This is a genomic window from Bradyrhizobium genomosp. I (2014) (assembly GCF_000261685.1).
Taxonomy (GTDB): domain Bacteria; phylum Pseudomonadota; class Alphaproteobacteria; order Rhizobiales; family Xanthobacteraceae; genus Bradyrhizobium.
The window spans coordinates 12,347-29,980 of record NZ_AJQE01000330.1 but is presented as its reverse complement, the minus strand read 5'-3'; the positions used below and the strand labels follow the sequence as shown (position 1 = coordinate 29,980).

The window sequence follows — 17,634 nt, the reverse complement described above, 5'->3', positions numbered from 1 at the left end:
TAGTTCATAGAAGCAAGCGCGCCGGAGCCGCACAGTTGGGACGCTCTATGGCTCGAACTGCCGCGACGAAGACGGTGCAGCCGAAAGGCGGCGTCAAGATTCGTGCGCGCATTGAAAATATTGTGAGCCAGATTGCATGTTTGCGGAAATGAAAACGTAATAGCTGCATTTTTGCGATGGCACGATTTAAGGCCGCTCGCACCAGGGGGGTAGAGACATGCGCCGGGATTTGACCATCAAGACCGGCAGCATGGCCGGCACGTCGGATTTCAGGGTGATGGCTCCGATCAAGAAAGGGTTCGTGCCGTCCCTGGACGCGACGACGTACAAGACGCGAGTCAAATACGTGCTGCGGGCGCTGAATGGCGGACGCGCCAGCGCGTATGAATACGAGCTCGCCCGTGTGTTGTCGGACTCCGTGGACCGCGTCGGACGCATCCACTCCGTGAGCATCGCCGTGCTCGAACCCGAGGACGATGCCGAGGACGCGGTGGACTATGTGCTGCTGACCGCGACGTTCGACGGCTCCTGGGAAGCCTATGTCCGCGTCATCTGGCAGAAGGCCGCGCGGCTGCTCGACCTGATCTTCTGCAATACCGAGGGCTATTGGCTCGGTCACGAGAACACCTACGAAAACTGGGGCATTTGGCTCAAGAGCAGGCAGACCGAAGCCTATTTCCTCTATTCCACCCCTGACCTGACCGTGGATGACACGCGCTTCCTGCGGATGGAGGAGCGCGTCTATCGGCGAGCCTCGGGCCCAGGCGCCGATCGGATCGTCACGCAGATCAGAATTCCGTCGCCGGAGGACGTTGCGCGACGCTCGATATTCGAGGTCGACGGCAAGATCGGCGTCGATCCGACCAATGCCGGCTTCAGCCAGCCGCTCACCATCGAAGCTGCCGGCCGGCCTCCGTTTCGCCACGGCATACGCGCGCTGGCGGCGCTCTACCATCTGGCCGACTTCTATCCGCCGGGGACGCATGACGGGGTGATTCTGCATCGGGCCGCCCACGAGCTGCTGCCGGAATTCGTCACCATGATCAACGACCCCATTTACGCCGGTGGCGTCAAGCGCGCCCGCCTTCGATATGAAGAGGCCCTGCTCTGGTTGATGACGCCGCCCGACGTGGCGCCGGTGCGGCGCAAGCTGCCGCTCGCCCTGCCGGCCGAACTGCCGTTGCAGGATCGCGGCAACGTGCAAGGCGGGATCTTGACCGCCTACCCCGCTTCGGATCACGGCTGCCTGCTGCTCTTGCAGTTCGCCAGTCCGGCCGCGCTGGCGGCTTTTCTCAACGTCCTGCAGGTGACGTCCGAAACCGACGCCCTGACCCCGGGGCAGATCGTTACCAACATCGCATTCACGATCGAGGGGCTGCGCCACGCCGGACTGTCCGACGCGGAGGTGCGCACATTGCCGGAAGAGTTTGTGCAGGGCATGGAGAGACGCGCCGGCCTGCTCGGCGACGTGCGCTGGAATCATCCCCAGCGCTGGCGCCTTCCGGCAAGCAACTGGGCGCTCGGCATCGGCGCGCCGGACCTGCGCGAAGATGATCCTGCGCCGCGCATCAGCATGAGCTCCGTCCATGCCGTCCTTCAGCTTCGCCTGCTGTCCAAGGACCCGAATAAAGACCCGCAGGCGGCAGCGGATGCGAGAAAACCGTTGATGGCCGAAATGAGCCGCCTGGTCGAGGTGGATCGGGGCGTCAGGCCGCTCTCGATTCAGTGGATGCAGCGGCAGCGGGATGGATCCAACATGAAGGACCATTTCGGTTTCGCCGACGGCACTTCGAATCCGGTGCTGTACGAGAGCCAGGCCGGCAAGAGCTATTCCAATCGGGTGCATCTCGGCGAGATTCTGTGCGGCTACCCGAACCTCGCCGACGAGACGGCGCCGCTTGGCGATGCCACCAATCGTGCTCACGCGATGCTTCGCGACGGCAGTTTCATGGCGCTGCGCAAGCTGCGACAGGATGTCGAGCAGCTCGAGGACGTCCTGTCCCGCGCCACGCGACAGGCGACCGAGGCGGCCGGCCCGGACGCACCTGCCCTGACGCGCGAGATGCTGATGGCCAAGATGATGGGACGCTGGCCGACCGGCCATCCGCAGGCCGGCCAACCCCTGACCCCTACTCCACCTCCCGATAAGGGCTACAACGACTTCAACTACGACGCCGATGCGCAGGCCCAACTGTGTCCGTTTCACGCGCACATACGGCGCGCCAATCCGCGTATCCCGATCACCAAGGCGGATGCCGGCGCCCGGCCCCCCCGGATCGTCAGGCGCGGCATGTCCTACGGTCCGCCCGTCAACCGTGACGACCCGCAAGCCGCCAAATCCGCCCCGCAACCGGAGCGCGGCCTGGTTTTCATGGCCTACAATGCCAGCCTCGGCGAGCAGTTCGAGGTGGTGCAGAGCTGGCTCGCCGGCGGCAACAGCTCGGGATCCTCCTCCCGCGAAAGCGATCCTTTCCTCGGCCTCGCCGAACCCGGCCGGCTTCGGCATTTCCGTTTCGAGCATGGCGGCCGGACCGTTCGTGTGGCGCTGGACGGCTCGGACCGGCTCCACGACGAGCCCCGTCCGTTCGTACGTCTGGAATGGGGAGCCTATTTCTTTGCGCCATCGAAGAAGGCACTTGCCGATCTGCAGCAATGGGCGGCGAGCCAGGGACACAAACCGGCGGTGACGTGGAGCGTGGATGACGGCGAAAGAGAGATCGCGCGTCTGCGCCTGATCGAGAGCCGGCAGGGCGAAGCCGCGGCGATGGCCGCCTGGAAGACGGCGCTCGAAGATCCGGATTCAGCCTCGCATTTCGTCAACGCGTCGATCTGGGCTGCAATCCGCGAGCGCCACGGCGGCGTGCTGCGTACGCCCTTCGGGGTCCTGGTGGCCGACCGCGACCTCGTCCATCAAGTCTTCACCGATTCCGACACCAAGCTGACCATCACCGGCTACCTGCCCCGCATGACGCGGTCGTTCGGCATCCTCTATCTCGGCCGCGACGCCAGACAGCCAGACCAGGTCTACGAGCAGGAATCTGCCGTCTGCAACGCTGCGATCATGGCCCTCGACCAATTCGCCACGTTCGAGCTGGCGCGCGGGGTCGTAAAGAAGGTGCTGGGCTTCATGGTCCAGCAGACGATCGGTTATGCCGCCCACGACGGCGAAGCGAGCTGGGAACTGACCGTCGACGTGCATGAATTGGTCGATCCGCTGCTCGGCGCCTTCTGCGAAGAGTGGTTCGGATTGAGCGAGGCCGGCGGCTATTTCCGCCGCGTCGGCTATCGCTGGGATTGGAAGCCAGGCGAGCCGCCTGGCTATCCCGGCCATTTCCTGTCCCCCTCGCGCTACATCTTCCAGCCCCATCCGAACAAGACAGTGGAGGCGATCGGCGCGGCACATGGCGACGCTGCACGCCGCGCCATGGAAGGTTTCCTGACACAGTTCGGGCCGACAAACGGACCCGTCACGAAGGCCGTCTACAACTCGCCGCGGGGCACTGGGGACATCCCGTTCGTGGCGCGAACGATCGCCGGCGCCATGATGGGTTTCATTCCGACGGTCGACGGAAACCTGCGCAGGATATTGAACGAATGGCTGCGTGAAGGAACGTTGTGGGCGTTGCGCGCCCGCTATGCCGGCACGGTCGCGAAGGACTACACTGAGGCCCTCAACCGGCTGAGAGACGACTTCATTCCGGCCATGCAGTTGCGCGCGGTGCCCGAACTGATCTGGCGGACGGCCGTCGTTTCGCACACCATCGGAGATGTCGAGATCAGGCCGGGAGATGTCATTGTCGCCGGCGCGGTCTCCGCCACCCAGCAGAACCTCGTCGAAGGGCGTCAGGACATCTATCACGCCTTCGGCGGCAACCGCAGGGTCGCGGGCCATCCCACCCATTCGTGTCCGGGCGCAGACCCGGCACTGGCCGTGATGCTGGGTTTCTTCTGCGGACTGGTGGAGGCGCCGCTGCCCATGCGCACCGGCCCCATTCCAATGAGCTTGACGATGGACGGAAGGGTTCCCGCGCCGCCGCCGTCGCCCTCACCCTAAGGCAGGGCTATCTCATCGTTGGCGCAGATGACGGGCGTGCCGGCGACAAGCCGGATCGCCTGCTCCGCATGCCAGCGCATGCCGAGCGCCTGCAGTTTCTCGGCGGCTTCCACTGCCGTCTCGCGGGCCGCCTCGCCCTGCCCCTGCTGCGCGAGAAGCTCACTGCGCGCAGCCAGATTCAGGGCGGCGTCGCGCAGCGACCCACGCCAGCCTGCGGAGGTTTCGGCCCGCTGCAACCAGCGCCGGCTTAGTCCGAAATCCCGGCGCCGGGCCGCGAGCTTCGCGAGCGAGCGGCATGCCGCCGCTTCGCCTAGCCGCTCGCCTTCCCGCGCGCGGCGCAGGACATGGGCGGCGTACCGCCGTGCCGCATCGACATCACCTTCGGCTGCTGCCGCCTCGACCAGCCAACTATATTGAACCGACGTGTAGAAGTGGAAGTTTCGCCTTTCCATCCATTCCGCCGCGTTCCGCAATTGCTGCAAACCTTCGGCATCGCCGGTCGCCGACCAGCGGGCAAATCCGGACGCGGCGCGGCAGGCAGCCAGCAGCAGCAGGCTGCGCATGTTCTCGGCGACACGAGCTCCCTCGACGGCGAGCCGCTCGGCCTCCTGCCAGCGACCTTGCCAGACCAGCACGACCGAAACCCAATTGCGCACCGAACTGACGACCGGGTGGGTCGAGCCTTCGACCAAGGCCATCGCTTCTTTGAAACACTCGTGAGCGCCGTCGAAATCTCCGCGATCGGCGAGCACACTGCCTTTGCACGACAACGCGTAGGCCGTGCCGATGGCGATCGCGCCATGCCGGCGGCTGCGTTGCTGCTTGGTCGAGATGGCCGCGTCGATCAAGGTGATGGCTTCGTCGTATTGGCAGCTTGCCGCGAGAATCTGGCCCAGTGACGCTTCGATCTGCGCGATCATGCGGTGCTCACCGAGCTTGCGCGCCAATTCAAGTGCTGTCCGTGTGTGTGTCACGCCCTCCCGAAAGCGGCCGAACCCGTAGCACATGTAACCGAGCCATTCATAGGCACTGGCCATCGCGCCGGTGTCGCCGAGCGATGTCGCGATCACGACCGCCTGCTCAAAGACGGTGGTGTCGTCGGTCAACGACATCGGGTCGAAAATGTTGACCAGACCTAATTTATTGGCCAGCAAGCACCAGCGCAACGACTGCTCGCGCGAGCGATCCGGCACGCGATCCAGCGATTGCATGGCCACCTGATATTGGGCTCGGGCGCGATCCAGCGCGAACGCAGCCATGGCCTTGTCGCCGGCGCGCTCGGCATAATGGGCCGCGCTCTCCCAATGACCTGCGCCGCGCGAATGGTAGGCCAGCGCTTCCAGCGTGTCCTCGCGATCGGCCTGCCCGGATCGTGCCAGCAATTCGCCCTGGATGCGCCTGTGCAATGCCTGACGCTCGTGCAGGCCGATCGTGTCGTACACCGCGTCCCGCGTAATGCCGTGCTTGAAGCGCAGGACGCCGCCCGCTGGATCGGCGTAAAGAAAATCTGCGTCGGCCAGTGCCCGCATCTTTGCCGGGTCGGGTTCGCTGCCGCAGGCCGAAACCAGCAACCCGTGCGGCACCGTGTTTCCTATGACCGCCGCGGCGCGCACCACGTTCACCTCATCCGGCGGCAGGCGCGCCAACCGCGAGGCGACCAGCGTTGCGATCCATCCCTGCTTGCTGCGTATCTCGAACGAAAGAGGATCGTTGGCCGCTATGGAGTGGCACAGCTCTTCGATGAACAGCGGCACCCCGCCAGCATAGGCGTGAACGCGGGCCACTAGGAACGGATCGGCCTGTGGCACCCAGCGTCGCACAGCCAGATCCGTCTCCGGGCCCTGGAACGGCTCGAGCTGCAGATGAGGCGCGCTGGAAATCCATTCCGTGCCGTCGTCGCGCGGCCGGCTGGCGAGGATGACGCGCGGTCCATTGGGCAATTGCAGGAGGACCTCCAGCAGCTGCCGGCTCGCGTCGTCGGACCATTGCCAGTCGTCGATCACCAGCACCGACGGCCCCTGCGCCGACAAGACGGTAAAGAATCCGAGCAGGTCACCGACCACGCCGTCGACGGTCATCCGGCCGCCGCGCGCATCGGCGCCGGTCGACGCCAGCGCGAGGATCGATTCAGCACGCGGCCCGAGCTGGGCGGCCCATGGCTGCAGGCCTGCGCGGGCAATCTCGTCGGCCTCGACGACAGATGCGTCCGGCCGGATTCCCAGGTAGGTGCGCAGCATTTGCAGGAATGGTTGCAGGACCTCGGCACCGGCATAGCTTTCGCAGCTGCCCCGCAGCAGCTTGAAGGGCTCGGTACCACAGTGTTGCAACACTTCTTCCAGGAGCCGCGTCTTCCCGAGCCCGGGACCGCCGACGACGACCACGCAACGTTGCCTGGTCGAATGTGCCTCGCTGAGAAAACCGGCCAGAAAGTTGAAAGCCTCGTTGCGACCAATAAAGGGCGTCAGGCCGCGACGAGAAGTTGCCTCGAATCGGCGGGTCGCCGTGCTTCGTCTCAGCACCACGCGCGCCTGCGGCATTCCGGCCGCTGCACCCGATGTCTGAAGGCGGTCGCCGAGCTCGAAGAAATTTGCATGCGGACCGAGGGCATCGATGCTGGCGAGGACCTGCCCCGGCGCAGCGTAGCGCGACAGGTGCGCCGCCGTGTTCACGACATCGCCGATCAGGTCGTATCGGCCGGACTCGATATCTCCCTCGGTCAGGAGCAAGGTGCCGGCGTGGATGGCGGAATGCATTTGCAGCGGCATGAGAGCCGGCGGCACGCCATCATGGCGCAACTGCCCAACCCACTCGTGGATATCGAGTGCCGCCTCCGCGGCGCGACGACCGTCGTCCTCGCCCGACTGGGGATAGCCGAACACGGCGAGGGCACCGTCTCCCTGCGTTCTGATGATGCGACCGCCGTGCCCGGCGACCGCGCGATGCCAAATCTCCCGCAGTTGGCTCAGGAGCTCGGAAAGGTGCTCGGATTCGATATCTCTACCTAAGGCTGTTGACCCCACGAGGTCAGAGAAAAGCACCGTCAACCGATGACGTTCGCCTTTCGGGGCGCGGGTCTGCGTATTCATCGTCGGTCGCAGCCAACTCGTTACGCGAACAGCAAGCCCGGTCTCCAGCTGGTGCCGGACCGGATGCCGCGAGGCCTGATACAGGCCCGTAGTATCCCGCCTACCTTTCGCGAGCACAAGATGAAAGCTCGTGGGATCGCATTCGCCGAACATGGCTCTCGGCACAGCCGCCGCGACCAAATCTAACCCATTAAAAAACCTGACGCATTTTCCTCTATGGACGGCGCGTGCGGTTCGCGGCACTTGCGCAAGCCGGGCTGGATTCGCCTATCCGGCAACTCGAATGCCCGTGGGAAAGCCGGGTCCTCGCGCGCCCACAGCGGCTTCGGCACGCGGCATGAAATGATCGAGACAGCGACACGTGATCACTCAGCCGGCGGCTCTGGCGATGAAGGTCCCGATGGAAGGATGGCGCAAGATGCTCGAGCTGCTGGTCTAGCGTAGCGGCAGCAGATCGAGATGGCTCTGCGCCTTCTTGACGGCCGCTGCGAACCAGCTCTGGCTTGGCGCTTCCTTGGCGAAGCACTTGGTGTAGGCGTCCATGGCTTGGTCTTCGCGGGCCATGGCGTCCTGCGGCGTCTTCTTGGCCATCATCTGCCTCCAGACCTTCTCGCAGGCCGGAATCGGAGTGGTCTTCACAGCGTCCGATGCGGCGATGAAGAACACCTTGTCGCCCTGGATCGCGACGATGTCGATTTCATGCGGCGGTGCTTTGAGACCGCCATTGCCGCGCACGCCGAGCACGGCGGCCGCGGCGCTTGCTGCCGCAGGCTTGGTGATAGGCAGCTCCGCATAGATAGCGAAGGCAGCGTCCTGGATTGCATAGTAGTAGAAGCGGTCGGACTTCAACGCGGCGCCGCTCTCCTGCGGCATGCCATCCTCGCGATGCTCGCCCAGTCCGTCACCAATCCACGCTGTTTGCGGGGATACCGGCGCACAGATGTCGTCACGCTGACGTGCCCGTATTGCGCGGCAACGAACGCTCGACAGGCGGGGACCATTGCGCCTATCTTGACCGCCATGAGCCACGACCACCACCACGATCACGACCATTCCGAGCTGTCGGAGACCGAGCTGCGCGTGCGCGCGCTCGAAACGATCCTGACCGAGAAAGGCTATGTCGAGCCGGCCGCGCTCGACGCCATCATCCAGGCCTATGAGACCAAGATCGGCCCACACAACGGCGCACGCGTCGTCGCCAAGGCCTGGACCGATCCGGCCTTCAAGAAGGCGCTGCTGGAGGACGGCAGCAAGGCCATCGGCACGCTCGGCCATGTCAGCCGCGTCGGCGATCATCTCGTCGTGGTCGAGAACACGCCGCAGCGCCACAACATGGTCGTATGCACGCTGTGCTCCTGCTACCCCTGGGAAATGCTGGGACTGCCGCCGGTCTGGTACAAGGCGGCACCCTACCGCTCCCGCGCCGTGAAGGACCCGCGCGGCGTGCTCGCCGATTTCGACGTCACCCTGCCCAAGGACATGGAGATCCGGGTGTGGGACTCGACCGCCGAGACGCGCTTCCTGGTGCTGCCGATGCGCCCCGCAGGCACGGAGGGCTGGAGCGAGGAGCAGCTCGCCGAGCTCGTCACCCGCGATTCCATGATCGGCACCGGCTTTCCGCGGACGCCTGGAGCGCCGTCATGAACGGCGTGCACGACATGGGCGGCATGGACGGGTTCGGCAAGGTCGAGCCTGAGCCGAACGAGCCGATGTTCCACGCCCATTGGGAAGAGCGCGTGCTGGCGATGGTGCGTGCAATGGGCGCCGCCGGTGCCTACAACATCGATACCTCGCGCTTCTATCGCGAGACGCTGCCGCCTGACGTTTATCTCTCCAGCTCCTACTACAGGAAATGGTTTCTCGGTCTGGAGGAGATGCTGATCGCCAAGGGCTATCTCACCCGCGAGGACGTCGCTGCCGGGCATGCGGTGCGGCCGGCCAAGGCGCTCAAGCATGGCAAGTTCGATCTTGCCAATGTCGAGCGCGTGATGGTGCGCGGCAAATTCGACCGCCCTGCTCCTGCGCCGCCCAGGTTCAAGATCGGCGACCGCGTGCGCGCCAAGAACATCCATCCGGCGACGCACACGCGGCTGCCGCGTTATGTGCGCGGCCATGTCGGTGTCGTCGAGCTGAACCATGGCTGTCATGTGTTTCCGGATTCCGCGGCGATTGAGCGCGGCGAGAACCCGCAATGGCTCTATACGGTGGTGTTCGAAGGCCGCGAACTCTGGGGCCCCGATGGTGATCCGACGACGAAGGTCTCGATCGACGCGTTCGAGCCCTATTTGGACCCGGTATGATGAGCAGCACACAAGCTGCCACGGCCGCGACGGCGGCCATTCCGAGCATCCCCCGCGATGACAACGGCCCGGTGTTCCGCGCGCCCTGGGAAGCGCATGCGTTCGCGATGGCATTGACGCTGCACGAACGCGGCGTGTTCACCTGGCCGGAATGGGCCGCAGCCTTGGCGTCCGAGATCAAGCGCGCGCAGGCCGCCGGCGACCCCGATACCGGCGAGACCTACTATCTGCACTGGCTCGCCACGCTGGAAGGCCTCGTCGCGCGCAAGGGCGTCGCCTCGATGGCGACGCTGCACCGCTACCGGGATGCGTGGGACCACGCAGCCGACCGCACCCCGCACGGCAAGCCGATCGAGCTGCGGCCGGAGGATTTTCGGTAGGTCGCGCTCGCACCCGCCATTGCAAGCGGCTCGCTCTCGTGTCCTGGACAAGCTGCAACGCGCAAGCGTTGCGGCGCAGAGCCGGGACCCAGATGACGGCACGATAGGTTGCCGAGGCATGGGCCCCGGCTCTGCAGCGCACCGCTGAAGAAGCGCTGCGCTGCGTCCGGGGCACGCGAGAGCAGTGCGGCGGACCTACTTCCCCGCCACGAACTCCCGCCACCCCTTCGCCCGCAGGCTGCACGCCGGGCACTCGCCGCAGCCATAGCCCCAATCGTGCTGCGCGCCGCGTTCGCCGAGATAGCAGGTGTGGGAGTGCTCGCGGATGAGATCGACCAGCCCCTCGCCGCCGAGATCATGCGCGAGCTTCCACGTCACCGCCTTGTCGATCCACATCAAGGGCGTATGCAACTCGAACTTGCGCGCCATGCCGAGCGAGAGCGCGGCCTGCATGGCGCGGATGGTCTCGTCGCGGCAGTCCGGATATCCGGAATAGTCGGTCTCGCACATGCCGCCGACGATGTGGCTGATGCCGCGCCGGTAGGCCAGCGCTGCGGCGAAGGTCAAAAACACCAGGTTGCGGCCGGGCACGAAGGTGTTGGGCAGGCCGTCCGCGCCCATCGCGATCGCGACGTCGCGGGTCAGCGCGGTCTCGGAAACGGCCGCCAACGTCGGGATCGACAGCGTATGGCTCTCGCCGAGCCTTACAGCCCAATCCGCACGCAGCCGCCTGATGCCGTCGATCAGGCGCTCGCGGCAGGCCAGCTCGACGGCATGGCGCTGGCCGTAGTCGAACCCCAGCGTCTCCACGCGGGCAAAGCGGCTGAGCGCCCAGGCGAGGCAGGTGGTGGAATCCTGGCCGCCGGAGAACAGCACCAGGGCGGTTTCTGATGAAAATGTGTCGCTCATGGCCCGCGCTTTAACATTGTGGAACGTATCAGCCAATCGGTGGAAATCGGCCCGTTCCGCGCACCCGCGCTGGGAACGGCGGTCCGCTTTTGGCATAACGCTGGAAGCTAGGAGACTGCCCCGCAATGACCCCTTCCCGCGACATTTCCCGCCTGATCGAGATCATGGCGGCACTGCGCACGCCGGTGACCGGCTGCCCCTGGGACCTCGAGCAGAATTTTGCGACCATCGCGCCCTACACCATCGAGGAAGCCTACGAGGTGGTCGACGCCATCACCCGCGGCGATCTCGACGATCTCAGAGAAGAGCTCGGCGATCTCCTGCTCCAGGTCGTGTTCCACGCCCAGATGGCATCGGAGCAGAACGCGTTCGATTTTGGGGACGTCGTCGAGGCCATCACGCGAAAAATGATCCGGCGCCATCCGCATGTCTTCGCCGACAAGGACGGCAATCTCGCCTCCGCCCACGTCAAGGAAGTCTGGGACCGCATCAAGGCCGAGGAGAAGGCCGAGCGCGCCGCGCGTCGCCCGCCGGAGCAGGTGCCGTCCCACAACTCGCTGCTATCAGGCGTGAAGGGCGGCCAGCCCGCCTTGACGCGCGCCATGGAGCTCCAGCGCAAGGCCTCCACCGTCGGCTTCGACTGGAACGACCCGCGCGCCGTGCTCGCAAAGATCCGCGAGGAAGCCGACGAGATCGAGGCCGCGCTCGACCGCAACGACAAGCAGGAGCTGGCAGAAGAGACCGGCGACCTGATGTTCGCCCTCGTCAACCTTGCCCGTCATGTCGACGCCGATCCGGAGGCCGCCTTGCGCGCGACCAATGCAAAATTCGAGCGGCGCTTTGCCTACATCGAGCGCGCGCTGGAGGCGCAGGGCCGGACGCTCGAGCAGGCGTCGCTTGCGGAGATGGACGCGCTGTGGAATGCAGCCAAAGCCGAGACGAAGCCGCCGTCAGAGGAGCGCAATCAAGCCCGCCGCTAATTCCGGCGTCGTCCCTGCGTACGCGATGCGTACGCGGGGACCCATACCGCGTGATCTCGCTGTGGCGCGACGCGGCCAATACCGTGCACCAAACTCCATCCTGTGGTTATGGGGCCCTGCGTTCGCAGGGACGACACCGCTTATGTGGCGTGATGCGGCACGGCGTCGAACCTGTTCACCACGATATCCCGCTTGGTTTCGTCCACCCGCACGGTCATGTCGAAGCGGCCGTCGTGCAGCTCCTTGGCCAGCACCTCGGCATTGCGATGCAGCCAGCTGATGCCGGCCCCGTCGGCGGCGTCGATGGAGAGGTCGAGCGTGGTGCGCTTGGCGGCGAGGCGTTGCTCGATCGCGGCGAGCAGTGCGTCGATGCCCTCACCCGATGCGGCGGAGACCAGCATCGCCGGGTGATCCTCCGGCCTGCGCGCGGCGATGTTCAGGAGTTCGTCGCGCTGCTCGGCGTCGAAACGGTCGATCTTGTTCCAGACTTCGATGATGCGGCCGGAATCGTCAGGGTTGATGCCGAGCTGTCGCAGCACGGCATCCACGTCGCTCTGCTGCGCTTCGGCGTCCTCGTGCGAGATGTCGCGGACATGCAGGATGACGTCGGCTTCCAGCACCTCCTCCAGCGTGGCGCGGAAGGCGGCGACGAGCTGGGTCGGCAGATTGGAGATGAAGCCGACGGTGTCCGACAGCATCGCCTTGCCGCCATGCGGCAGGTTGAGCGCGCGCAAGGTCGGGTCGAGCGTTGCGAACAGCATGTCGGCCGCCTGCACGTCGGCGCGGGTCAGGCGGTTGAACAGCGTCGACTTGCCGGCATTGGTGTAGCCGACCAGCGCAACGACGCGATACGGCACGCGTTGGCGGCCGGCGCGGTGCAGACGCCGCGTCGCCTGCACCTTCTTCAGTTCGCTCTCGAGCTTGGAGATGCGCTCCTGGATCAGGCGGCGGTCCGCCTCGATCTGCGTCTCGCCGGGACCGCCCATGAAACCGAAGCCGCCGCGTTGGCGCTCCAGATGGGTCCATGAGCGCACCAGGCGCGAGCGCTGGTAGTTGAGATGCGCAAGCTCGACCTGGAGCGAGCCTTCCCTGGTCTTGGCGCGGCGGCCGAAGATTTCCAGAATGAGCCCGGTGCGGTCGAGCACCTTGGCCTGCCATTCCTTCTCGAGGTTGCGCTGCTGGATCGGCGCCAGCGCGCAATCCATCACCACGAGCTCGACATCGAGGCTCTTGATCAGCCCGGTGATCTCCTCGACCTTGCCCTTGCCGATATAGGTCGCGGGCCGGATCTGGCTGACCGGAGCGATGATGGCGTCGGCAATGACGAGATCGATCGCGCGCGCGAGGCCCGCGGCCTCGTCGAGCCGCGCCTCGGCGTTGCGAAGGACATAACCTTCCGATTGCGCATCGGCATTGCCTGAGCGCACTCGCAAGTAGGGGCCGATGACCAGCACCCGCCCCGTATGAGCCCCTGCCGACTGCGGACGGTCGGCATCCCCGCCGAAATTCCGGGGTTCCAATCAGATCACTCTCAAGCCGGCTGATCCTCGCCGCCTTCGAACAACTGGATGGGTGCGCCCGGCATGATGGTCGAGATCGCATGCTTGTAGACGAGCTGCGAGTGACCGTCGCGCCGCAGCAGCAGACAGAAATTGTCGAACCAGGTCACGATACCCTGGAGCTTCACTCCGTTGACCAGAAAGATCGTCAGTGGCGTCTTGGTTTTGCGAACGTGATTGAGAAATGTGTCCTGTAGGTTTTGTGCGCGGTCTGCCGCCATTGTTTTTTTCTCGCTTTGAGTTTCTTTTTATTGCGCCGGTTGCAGCCCTCTTGTGACGTTTGGGGCCTCTCCCGGTTGCCGTTCCCTCATGAGATCCCCCTCGGAAGGAACGGCGGTTCGATTAGAGGACAGGTCGGGATATTAGGCAAGCCGCTTCACGCGGCAGGCCACGCCCTATTGTCCCGAAAAACTACGGAAATCGATGATTTTCCCCGCTTATCTCTCGCGCGTGGCCGCAAGATCGCGCGCCAGATTATCGTGTTGGCGCGCTTTCCTGACACCGAACTGCATCCCATTTCGCTCGAAAACGCGTCAGCCGACGCCGAGCGCCTTCAATTTCCGATGTAACGCCGAACGTTCCATGCCAACGAACTCAGCCGTACGAGAAATATTTCCTGAAAAACGGCTGATCTGTGCAATCAAATAGTCGCGCTCGAACACTTCGCGCGCCTCGCGCAACGGCAAGCCCATGATGTGCTCGCCGTTGTTGCTGGTCGGCATCGCCGGCACCATCGAGCCGACGTCCTGCGGCAACATGTCGGCCGTAATGATGACCTCCGGCCCGCCTGCCGCGAGAATCATGACCCTTTCGACGTTGTTGCGGAGCTGGCGCACATTGCCGGGCCAGACATGCGATTGCAGCACCGCCATCGCGTCCTGCCCAATTTGCCGCTTTGGCAGGCCGCTGCCGGCCGAGATCTGTTCCATGAAGTAGTCGATCAATTCCGGAATGTCCTCGCGCCGCTCCGACAGCGCCGGCACGCGGATCGGCACCACCGAGAGCCGATGATAGAGGTCCTCGCGGAAGTGGCCGGCCGCGATCTCCTCTTCCAGATTGCGCGCGGTCGATGAGATGATGCGCACGTCGACCTGCACCTTGGCAGTGCCGCCCACGCGCTGGAACGATTGCTCCACCAGCACGCGCAGGATCTTGTTCTGGGTCTCCCGCGGCATGTCCGCAATCTCGTCGATGAACAGCGTGCCGCCATGGGCTTCCTCGAGCGCGCCAGGCTTGCGCGGCTGCTCGCCGTTGGACTGCTCGACGCCGAACAGCTCGTGCTCCATGCGCTCGGGCGTGATCGCGGCTGCGTTGATCACCACGAAGGGACCGTCGGCACGGCCCGAGGCCGTATGCAGCGTGCGTGCGGTCAATTCCTTGCCGGCGCCGGCAGGGCCGACGATCAGAATGCGGCTGTTGGCCTTCGCCGCGCGCTCGATGGTCTGGCGCAGCTGATTCATGCTCGGCGAACGGCCGACGAGCTGGCTGGCGCTCGGCGCGAGCTGCTTCAGTTCCTTGACCTCGCGCTTGAGCCGCGAATTCTCCAGCGCTCTGGTCGCGACCAGAATCAGCCGGTCGGCCTTGAACGGCTTCTCGATGAAGTCGTAGGCACCGCGCTTGATCGCGGCGACCGCGGTCTCGATGTTGCCGTGGCCGGAGATCATCACGACGGGCAGATCGGCATTGTCCTTCTTGACCTGCTCCAGCAGCTGCAAGCCGTCGAGCTTGGAGCCCTGCAGCCAGATGTCGAGAAACACCAGATGCGGCCGCCGGTTGGCGATCTCGGCGAGCGCCGTATCGCTGTCACGTGCGGTCCGGGTGACGAACCCCTCGTCTTCGAGAATGCCCGCAACGAGATCCCGAATATCGGCCTCATCATCGACAATCAGAATTTCACTTGCCATGGGTCGCGCCCGCCTTGTCAGCTGCCTGTTGAGGCTTCGATTTTCGGTGATTCATTGGTCTTTTCAGCCGGCTCTTTGGTTCCGGCGTCCGGCTCTTTTGTTTCCTGGTTCTTGATGGATTCCGTGACGGTTTGCTTGATTCCGGGCTTGGATGTCGTCTCGGTCACTTCCTTGGCCTCGGCCGCCGGCGCCGGCTCGGTCGTCTCGGACTTCGCGGGTTGCCCTGAGATGGCAAAGCGCATCCGCATCCAGGCGCCGCGCTGGCCTGCGCGGAAGTCGGAGGCGTCCTTCAGCTCGATCCGCCCGCCGTGGTCTTCCAGCACGCGGCCGACGATGGCCAGCCCCAGCCCGGTGCCCTTGGCGCGCGTGGTGACGTACGGCTCGAGCAGGCGCGAGCGCGCGACCTTGGGCAGGCCGATGCCGTTGTCGATGACGTCGATCAGCACGTCGTCGCCTTCGCGTGACACCACGACGTCGATACGGCCTTTGCCGAGCTCCTCCGGCGGGACCTGCTCGATCGCCTCTGTGGCGTTCTTGACGATGTTGGTGACCGCCTGGGAGATCAGCCGCCGGTCGAACTGGGCGCGGAGCGGATCCTGCTTGAACTCGGCCTCGATATCGATCTCGGGATGGGCGACCTTCATCAGGAAAACCGCCTGCCGCACGGTGTCGGCGACGTCCTCGCCTTCCATCACCGGTTTCGGCATCCGCGCAAAACGCGAGAACTCGTCGACCATGCGCCTGATGTCGTCGACCTGACGCACGATGGTGTCGGTGCACTGGTCGAAGATCTGCTTGTCCTTGTCCTCGGTGATGGACTTGCCGAACTTGCGGCGGATGCGCTCGGCCGAGAGCTGGATCGGCGTCAGCGGGTTCTTGATTTCGTGCGCGATGCGGCGCGCGACGTCGCCCCAGGCCGAGGTGCGCTGGGCCGAGACCAGCTCGGTGATGTCGTCGAGCGTGATGATGTAGCTGTCGTGCGGCTGGTTCTTCTCGGCACTGACGCGGACCGACAGATTGCGCTCGGCGCCGTCCCGGGTGATCGTGATCTGGCCCTGCACCAGGCGCTGGGTTCCCTCGCGCGCCGTCTTCATCATCTCGTCGAGCTCGGGCAGCACGTCGGAGAGCGGATGGCCGAGCGTCTCCGCTTCGGAGTGCCCGATCAGCTTCTCGGCGGAGCGGTTGAGGATGCCGACGCTGCCGGAAGCATCGACGCCGATGATGCCGGCGCTCGCCGAGGACAGCACGGCCTCGATGAAACGGCGGCGGCTGTCGATGAGATCGCTGGCGTTGACGAGCTCGTCGCGCTGGCTGCGCAATTCCTGCGTCATCTTGTTGAAAGTCTCGCCCAGCTGGGCGAGATCGCCTTCCGACTGGTGCACGGGCACCTGGACATGGAGGTCGCCGGTCGAGACCGTTTGCGCCGCGTTCATCAGCCGCCGGATCGGTGAAACCAGCGAATTGGCGAAGTTGAGGCCGATCAGCACCGAGGCCATCAGAATGGTCAGCGCTATCACCGCGAACATCAGCGCGAAGGCGACCTGGATGCCGAGCCGGCGCGACTCGATCTGGGCATATTCGGCGACGCTGACTTCGGTCTGCTTGAGCTGATTGACGACATTCGGATCAAGAGGACGGGCGACATAGAGGAACGTGTCGTTGAACGCGCGCAAGCGGATCACCGCGGCAACGAAGCTCGCGTCCGGGAGCACCGCGATCTCGGGTTCGTTCTCGTTGACGTTGCTGAGGAAATCGGGTGCGGGCGGCGAATAGGCCAGCCGCATGCCGGTGTCGGCGGATTCCAGGATATTGGTGTTCTTGTCGATGATCATCGCACCGGGCAGGTTGCGCGAGCCGGCACTGGCGGTCAGCATCTCCCGGAACGAGCGGCGGTCCTGGTCATAGAGCGGCCTCGCATGGGCGATGTCGTTGGCCATGCCGAGAATGTCGCCGCGGATCAGCTGCGCATGGTCCTGCATATAGGCCCGCGCGATCGTCAGCGAGTTCTGGATCACCTCCTTGGTCGGGCCGGAGAACAGCCGGTCGAGGCCGCGCTCGATGGTGACGTTGGCGACGATGGCGACCAGCACCGCCGGCAGCACCGCCACGATCGAGAACAGGCTGACGATCTGGACATGGAGGCGCGCCGCCGCCCTGCCCCGTCGCCGCGCCAGGATCAGCTGCCAGAGCTCCCGGACGATGATGCCGACCAGCAGAAGGATCGTGGCCGCATTGATCAGGTAGAACGAGCGAACGACTTCGGGCGTCGGCTCGATCTGGGTGAGGCCGGTCAGGACCAGGAAGGTCAGGAGGGCCGACAGCAGCGCCAGCGCCACGGCAAAGGGCGCCAGCCAGCGCCGCACCGACCAACGCCGGGGCTCTTCCGCTGGGGCCGTGTCAAAGTGTGCGGCCGAGGTCTCTGCGCTGGTCATTCCGGCAATGGAGGTGATGAAAACAGATCC

Annotated in this window: 11 protein-coding genes and 1 pseudogene; 5 read left to right on the top strand and 7 right to left on the bottom strand. The window is 65.0% G+C overall.

Features of this window, described 5'->3' with window-relative positions; all coding sequences use genetic code 11:
- Positions 1-217 precede the first annotated feature (217 nt).
- Positions 218-4,054 carry a hypothetical protein gene (locus IC50_RS29725; protein ID WP_035713194.1) on the top strand — a complete coding sequence of 1,279 codons (3,837 nt, stop codon included), beginning with the start codon at positions 218-220 and terminating at the stop codon, positions 4,052-4,054.
- Here the strand turns inward: IC50_RS29725 and IC50_RS38570 are convergent.
- Together IC50_RS38570 and IC50_RS29705 are read right to left on the bottom strand one after the other, a co-directional pair.
- Complete coding sequence (locus IC50_RS38570) at positions 4,051-7,140, bottom strand: ATP-binding protein (protein ID WP_162131533.1); 3,090 nt, start codon at positions 7,138-7,140, stop codon at positions 4,051-4,053. The genes IC50_RS29725 and IC50_RS38570 overlap by 4 nt on opposite strands.
- A 435-nt stretch (positions 7,141-7,575) precedes the next feature.
- A pseudogene (locus IC50_RS29705) lies at positions 7,576-8,037 on the bottom strand (hypothetical protein); the annotation flags it as partial.
- Positions 8,038-8,160: 123 nt separating this feature from the next.
- Here IC50_RS29705 and nthA point away from each other — a divergent pair.
- The 3 genes from nthA to IC50_RS29690 are packed head-to-tail and all read left to right on the top strand — an operon-like array spanning position 8,161 to position 9,820.
- Positions 8,161-8,784, top strand: coding sequence for a nitrile hydratase subunit alpha (gene nthA / locus IC50_RS29700; RefSeq protein WP_035713182.1), 624 nt, complete (start codon positions 8,161-8,163; stop codon positions 8,782-8,784).
- Positions 8,781-9,440: a nitrile hydratase subunit beta gene (nthB, locus tag IC50_RS29695; protein WP_035713177.1), complete on the top strand. Its 660-nt coding sequence runs from the start codon at positions 8,781-8,783 to the stop codon at positions 9,438-9,440. Before nthA ends, nthB begins: the two co-directional genes overlap by 4 nt.
- Positions 9,440-9,820, top strand: coding sequence for a nitrile hydratase accessory protein (locus IC50_RS29690; RefSeq protein ID WP_035713231.1), 381 nt, complete (start codon positions 9,440-9,442; stop codon positions 9,818-9,820). The genes nthB and IC50_RS29690 overlap by 1 nt, the downstream gene beginning before the upstream one ends.
- Before the next feature lie 195 nt (positions 9,821-10,015).
- On the opposite strand, the gene queC is transcribed toward IC50_RS29690, so the two are convergent.
- Complete coding sequence (gene queC / locus IC50_RS29685) at positions 10,016-10,729, bottom strand: 7-cyano-7-deazaguanine synthase QueC (protein WP_035713174.1); 714 nt, start codon at positions 10,727-10,729, stop codon at positions 10,016-10,018.
- A gap of 125 nt (positions 10,730-10,854) precedes the next feature.
- On the opposite strand from queC, the gene mazG reads away from it, so the two are divergent.
- Positions 10,855-11,709, top strand: coding sequence for a nucleoside triphosphate pyrophosphohydrolase (gene mazG, locus IC50_RS29680; protein ID WP_035713170.1), 855 nt, complete (start codon positions 10,855-10,857; stop codon positions 11,707-11,709).
- Between the two features lie 140 nt (positions 11,710-11,849).
- Here the strand turns inward: mazG and hflX are convergent, their stop codons facing one another.
- The 4 genes from hflX to IC50_RS29660 form a co-directional block, all read right to left on the bottom strand.
- Positions 11,850-13,229: a GTPase HflX gene (hflX, locus tag IC50_RS29675; protein WP_035713167.1), complete on the bottom strand. Its 1,380-nt coding sequence runs from the start codon at positions 13,227-13,229 to the stop codon at positions 11,850-11,852.
- An 11-nt stretch (positions 13,230-13,240) separates the two neighbouring features.
- Positions 13,241-13,489 carry an RNA chaperone Hfq gene (gene hfq / locus IC50_RS29670; RefSeq protein ID WP_007591126.1) on the bottom strand — a complete coding sequence of 83 codons (249 nt, stop codon included), beginning with the start codon at positions 13,487-13,489 and terminating at the stop codon, positions 13,241-13,243.
- 312 nt (positions 13,490-13,801) lie between these two features.
- Positions 13,802-15,172, bottom strand: coding sequence for a nitrogen assimilation response regulator NtrX (ntrX, locus tag IC50_RS29665; RefSeq protein WP_027558046.1), 1,371 nt, complete (start codon positions 15,170-15,172; stop codon positions 13,802-13,804).
- Between the two features lie 17 nt (positions 15,173-15,189).
- Positions 15,190-17,604, bottom strand: a complete 2,415-nt coding sequence (locus IC50_RS29660) for a sensor histidine kinase NtrY-like (protein ID WP_035713163.1) — start codon at positions 17,602-17,604, stop codon at positions 15,190-15,192.
- Positions 17,605-17,634: the final 30 nt, after the last annotated feature.

Bases quoted from the DNA above. Each gene is read 5' to 3' on its own strand.
- IC50_RS29725 (WP_035713194.1), top strand. From the start codon at position 218: ATGCGCCGGGATTTGACCATCAAGACCGGCAGCATGGCCGGCACGTCG.
- IC50_RS38570 (WP_162131533.1), bottom strand. From the start codon at position 7,140: ATGAATACGCAGACCCGCGCCCCGAAAGGCGAACGTCATCGGTTGACG.
- queC (WP_035713174.1), bottom strand. From the start codon at position 10,729: ATGAGCGACACATTTTCATCAGAAACCGCCCTGGTGCTGTTCTCCGGC.
- nthA (WP_035713182.1), top strand. From the start codon at position 8,161: ATGAGCCACGACCACCACCACGATCACGACCATTCCGAGCTGTCGGAG.
- nthB (WP_035713177.1), top strand. From the start codon at position 8,781: ATGAACGGCGTGCACGACATGGGCGGCATGGACGGGTTCGGCAAGGTC.
- IC50_RS29690 (WP_035713231.1), top strand. From the start codon at position 9,440: ATGAGCAGCACACAAGCTGCCACGGCCGCGACGGCGGCCATTCCGAGC.
- hfq (WP_007591126.1), bottom strand. From the start codon at position 13,489: ATGGCGGCAGACCGCGCACAAAACCTACAGGACACATTTCTCAATCAC.
- mazG (WP_035713170.1), top strand. From the start codon at position 10,855: ATGACCCCTTCCCGCGACATTTCCCGCCTGATCGAGATCATGGCGGCA.
- ntrX (WP_027558046.1), bottom strand. From the start codon at position 15,172: ATGGCAAGTGAAATTCTGATTGTCGATGATGAGGCCGATATTCGGGAT.
- IC50_RS29660 (WP_035713163.1), bottom strand. From the start codon at position 17,604: ATGACCAGCGCAGAGACCTCGGCCGCACACTTTGACACGGCCCCAGCG.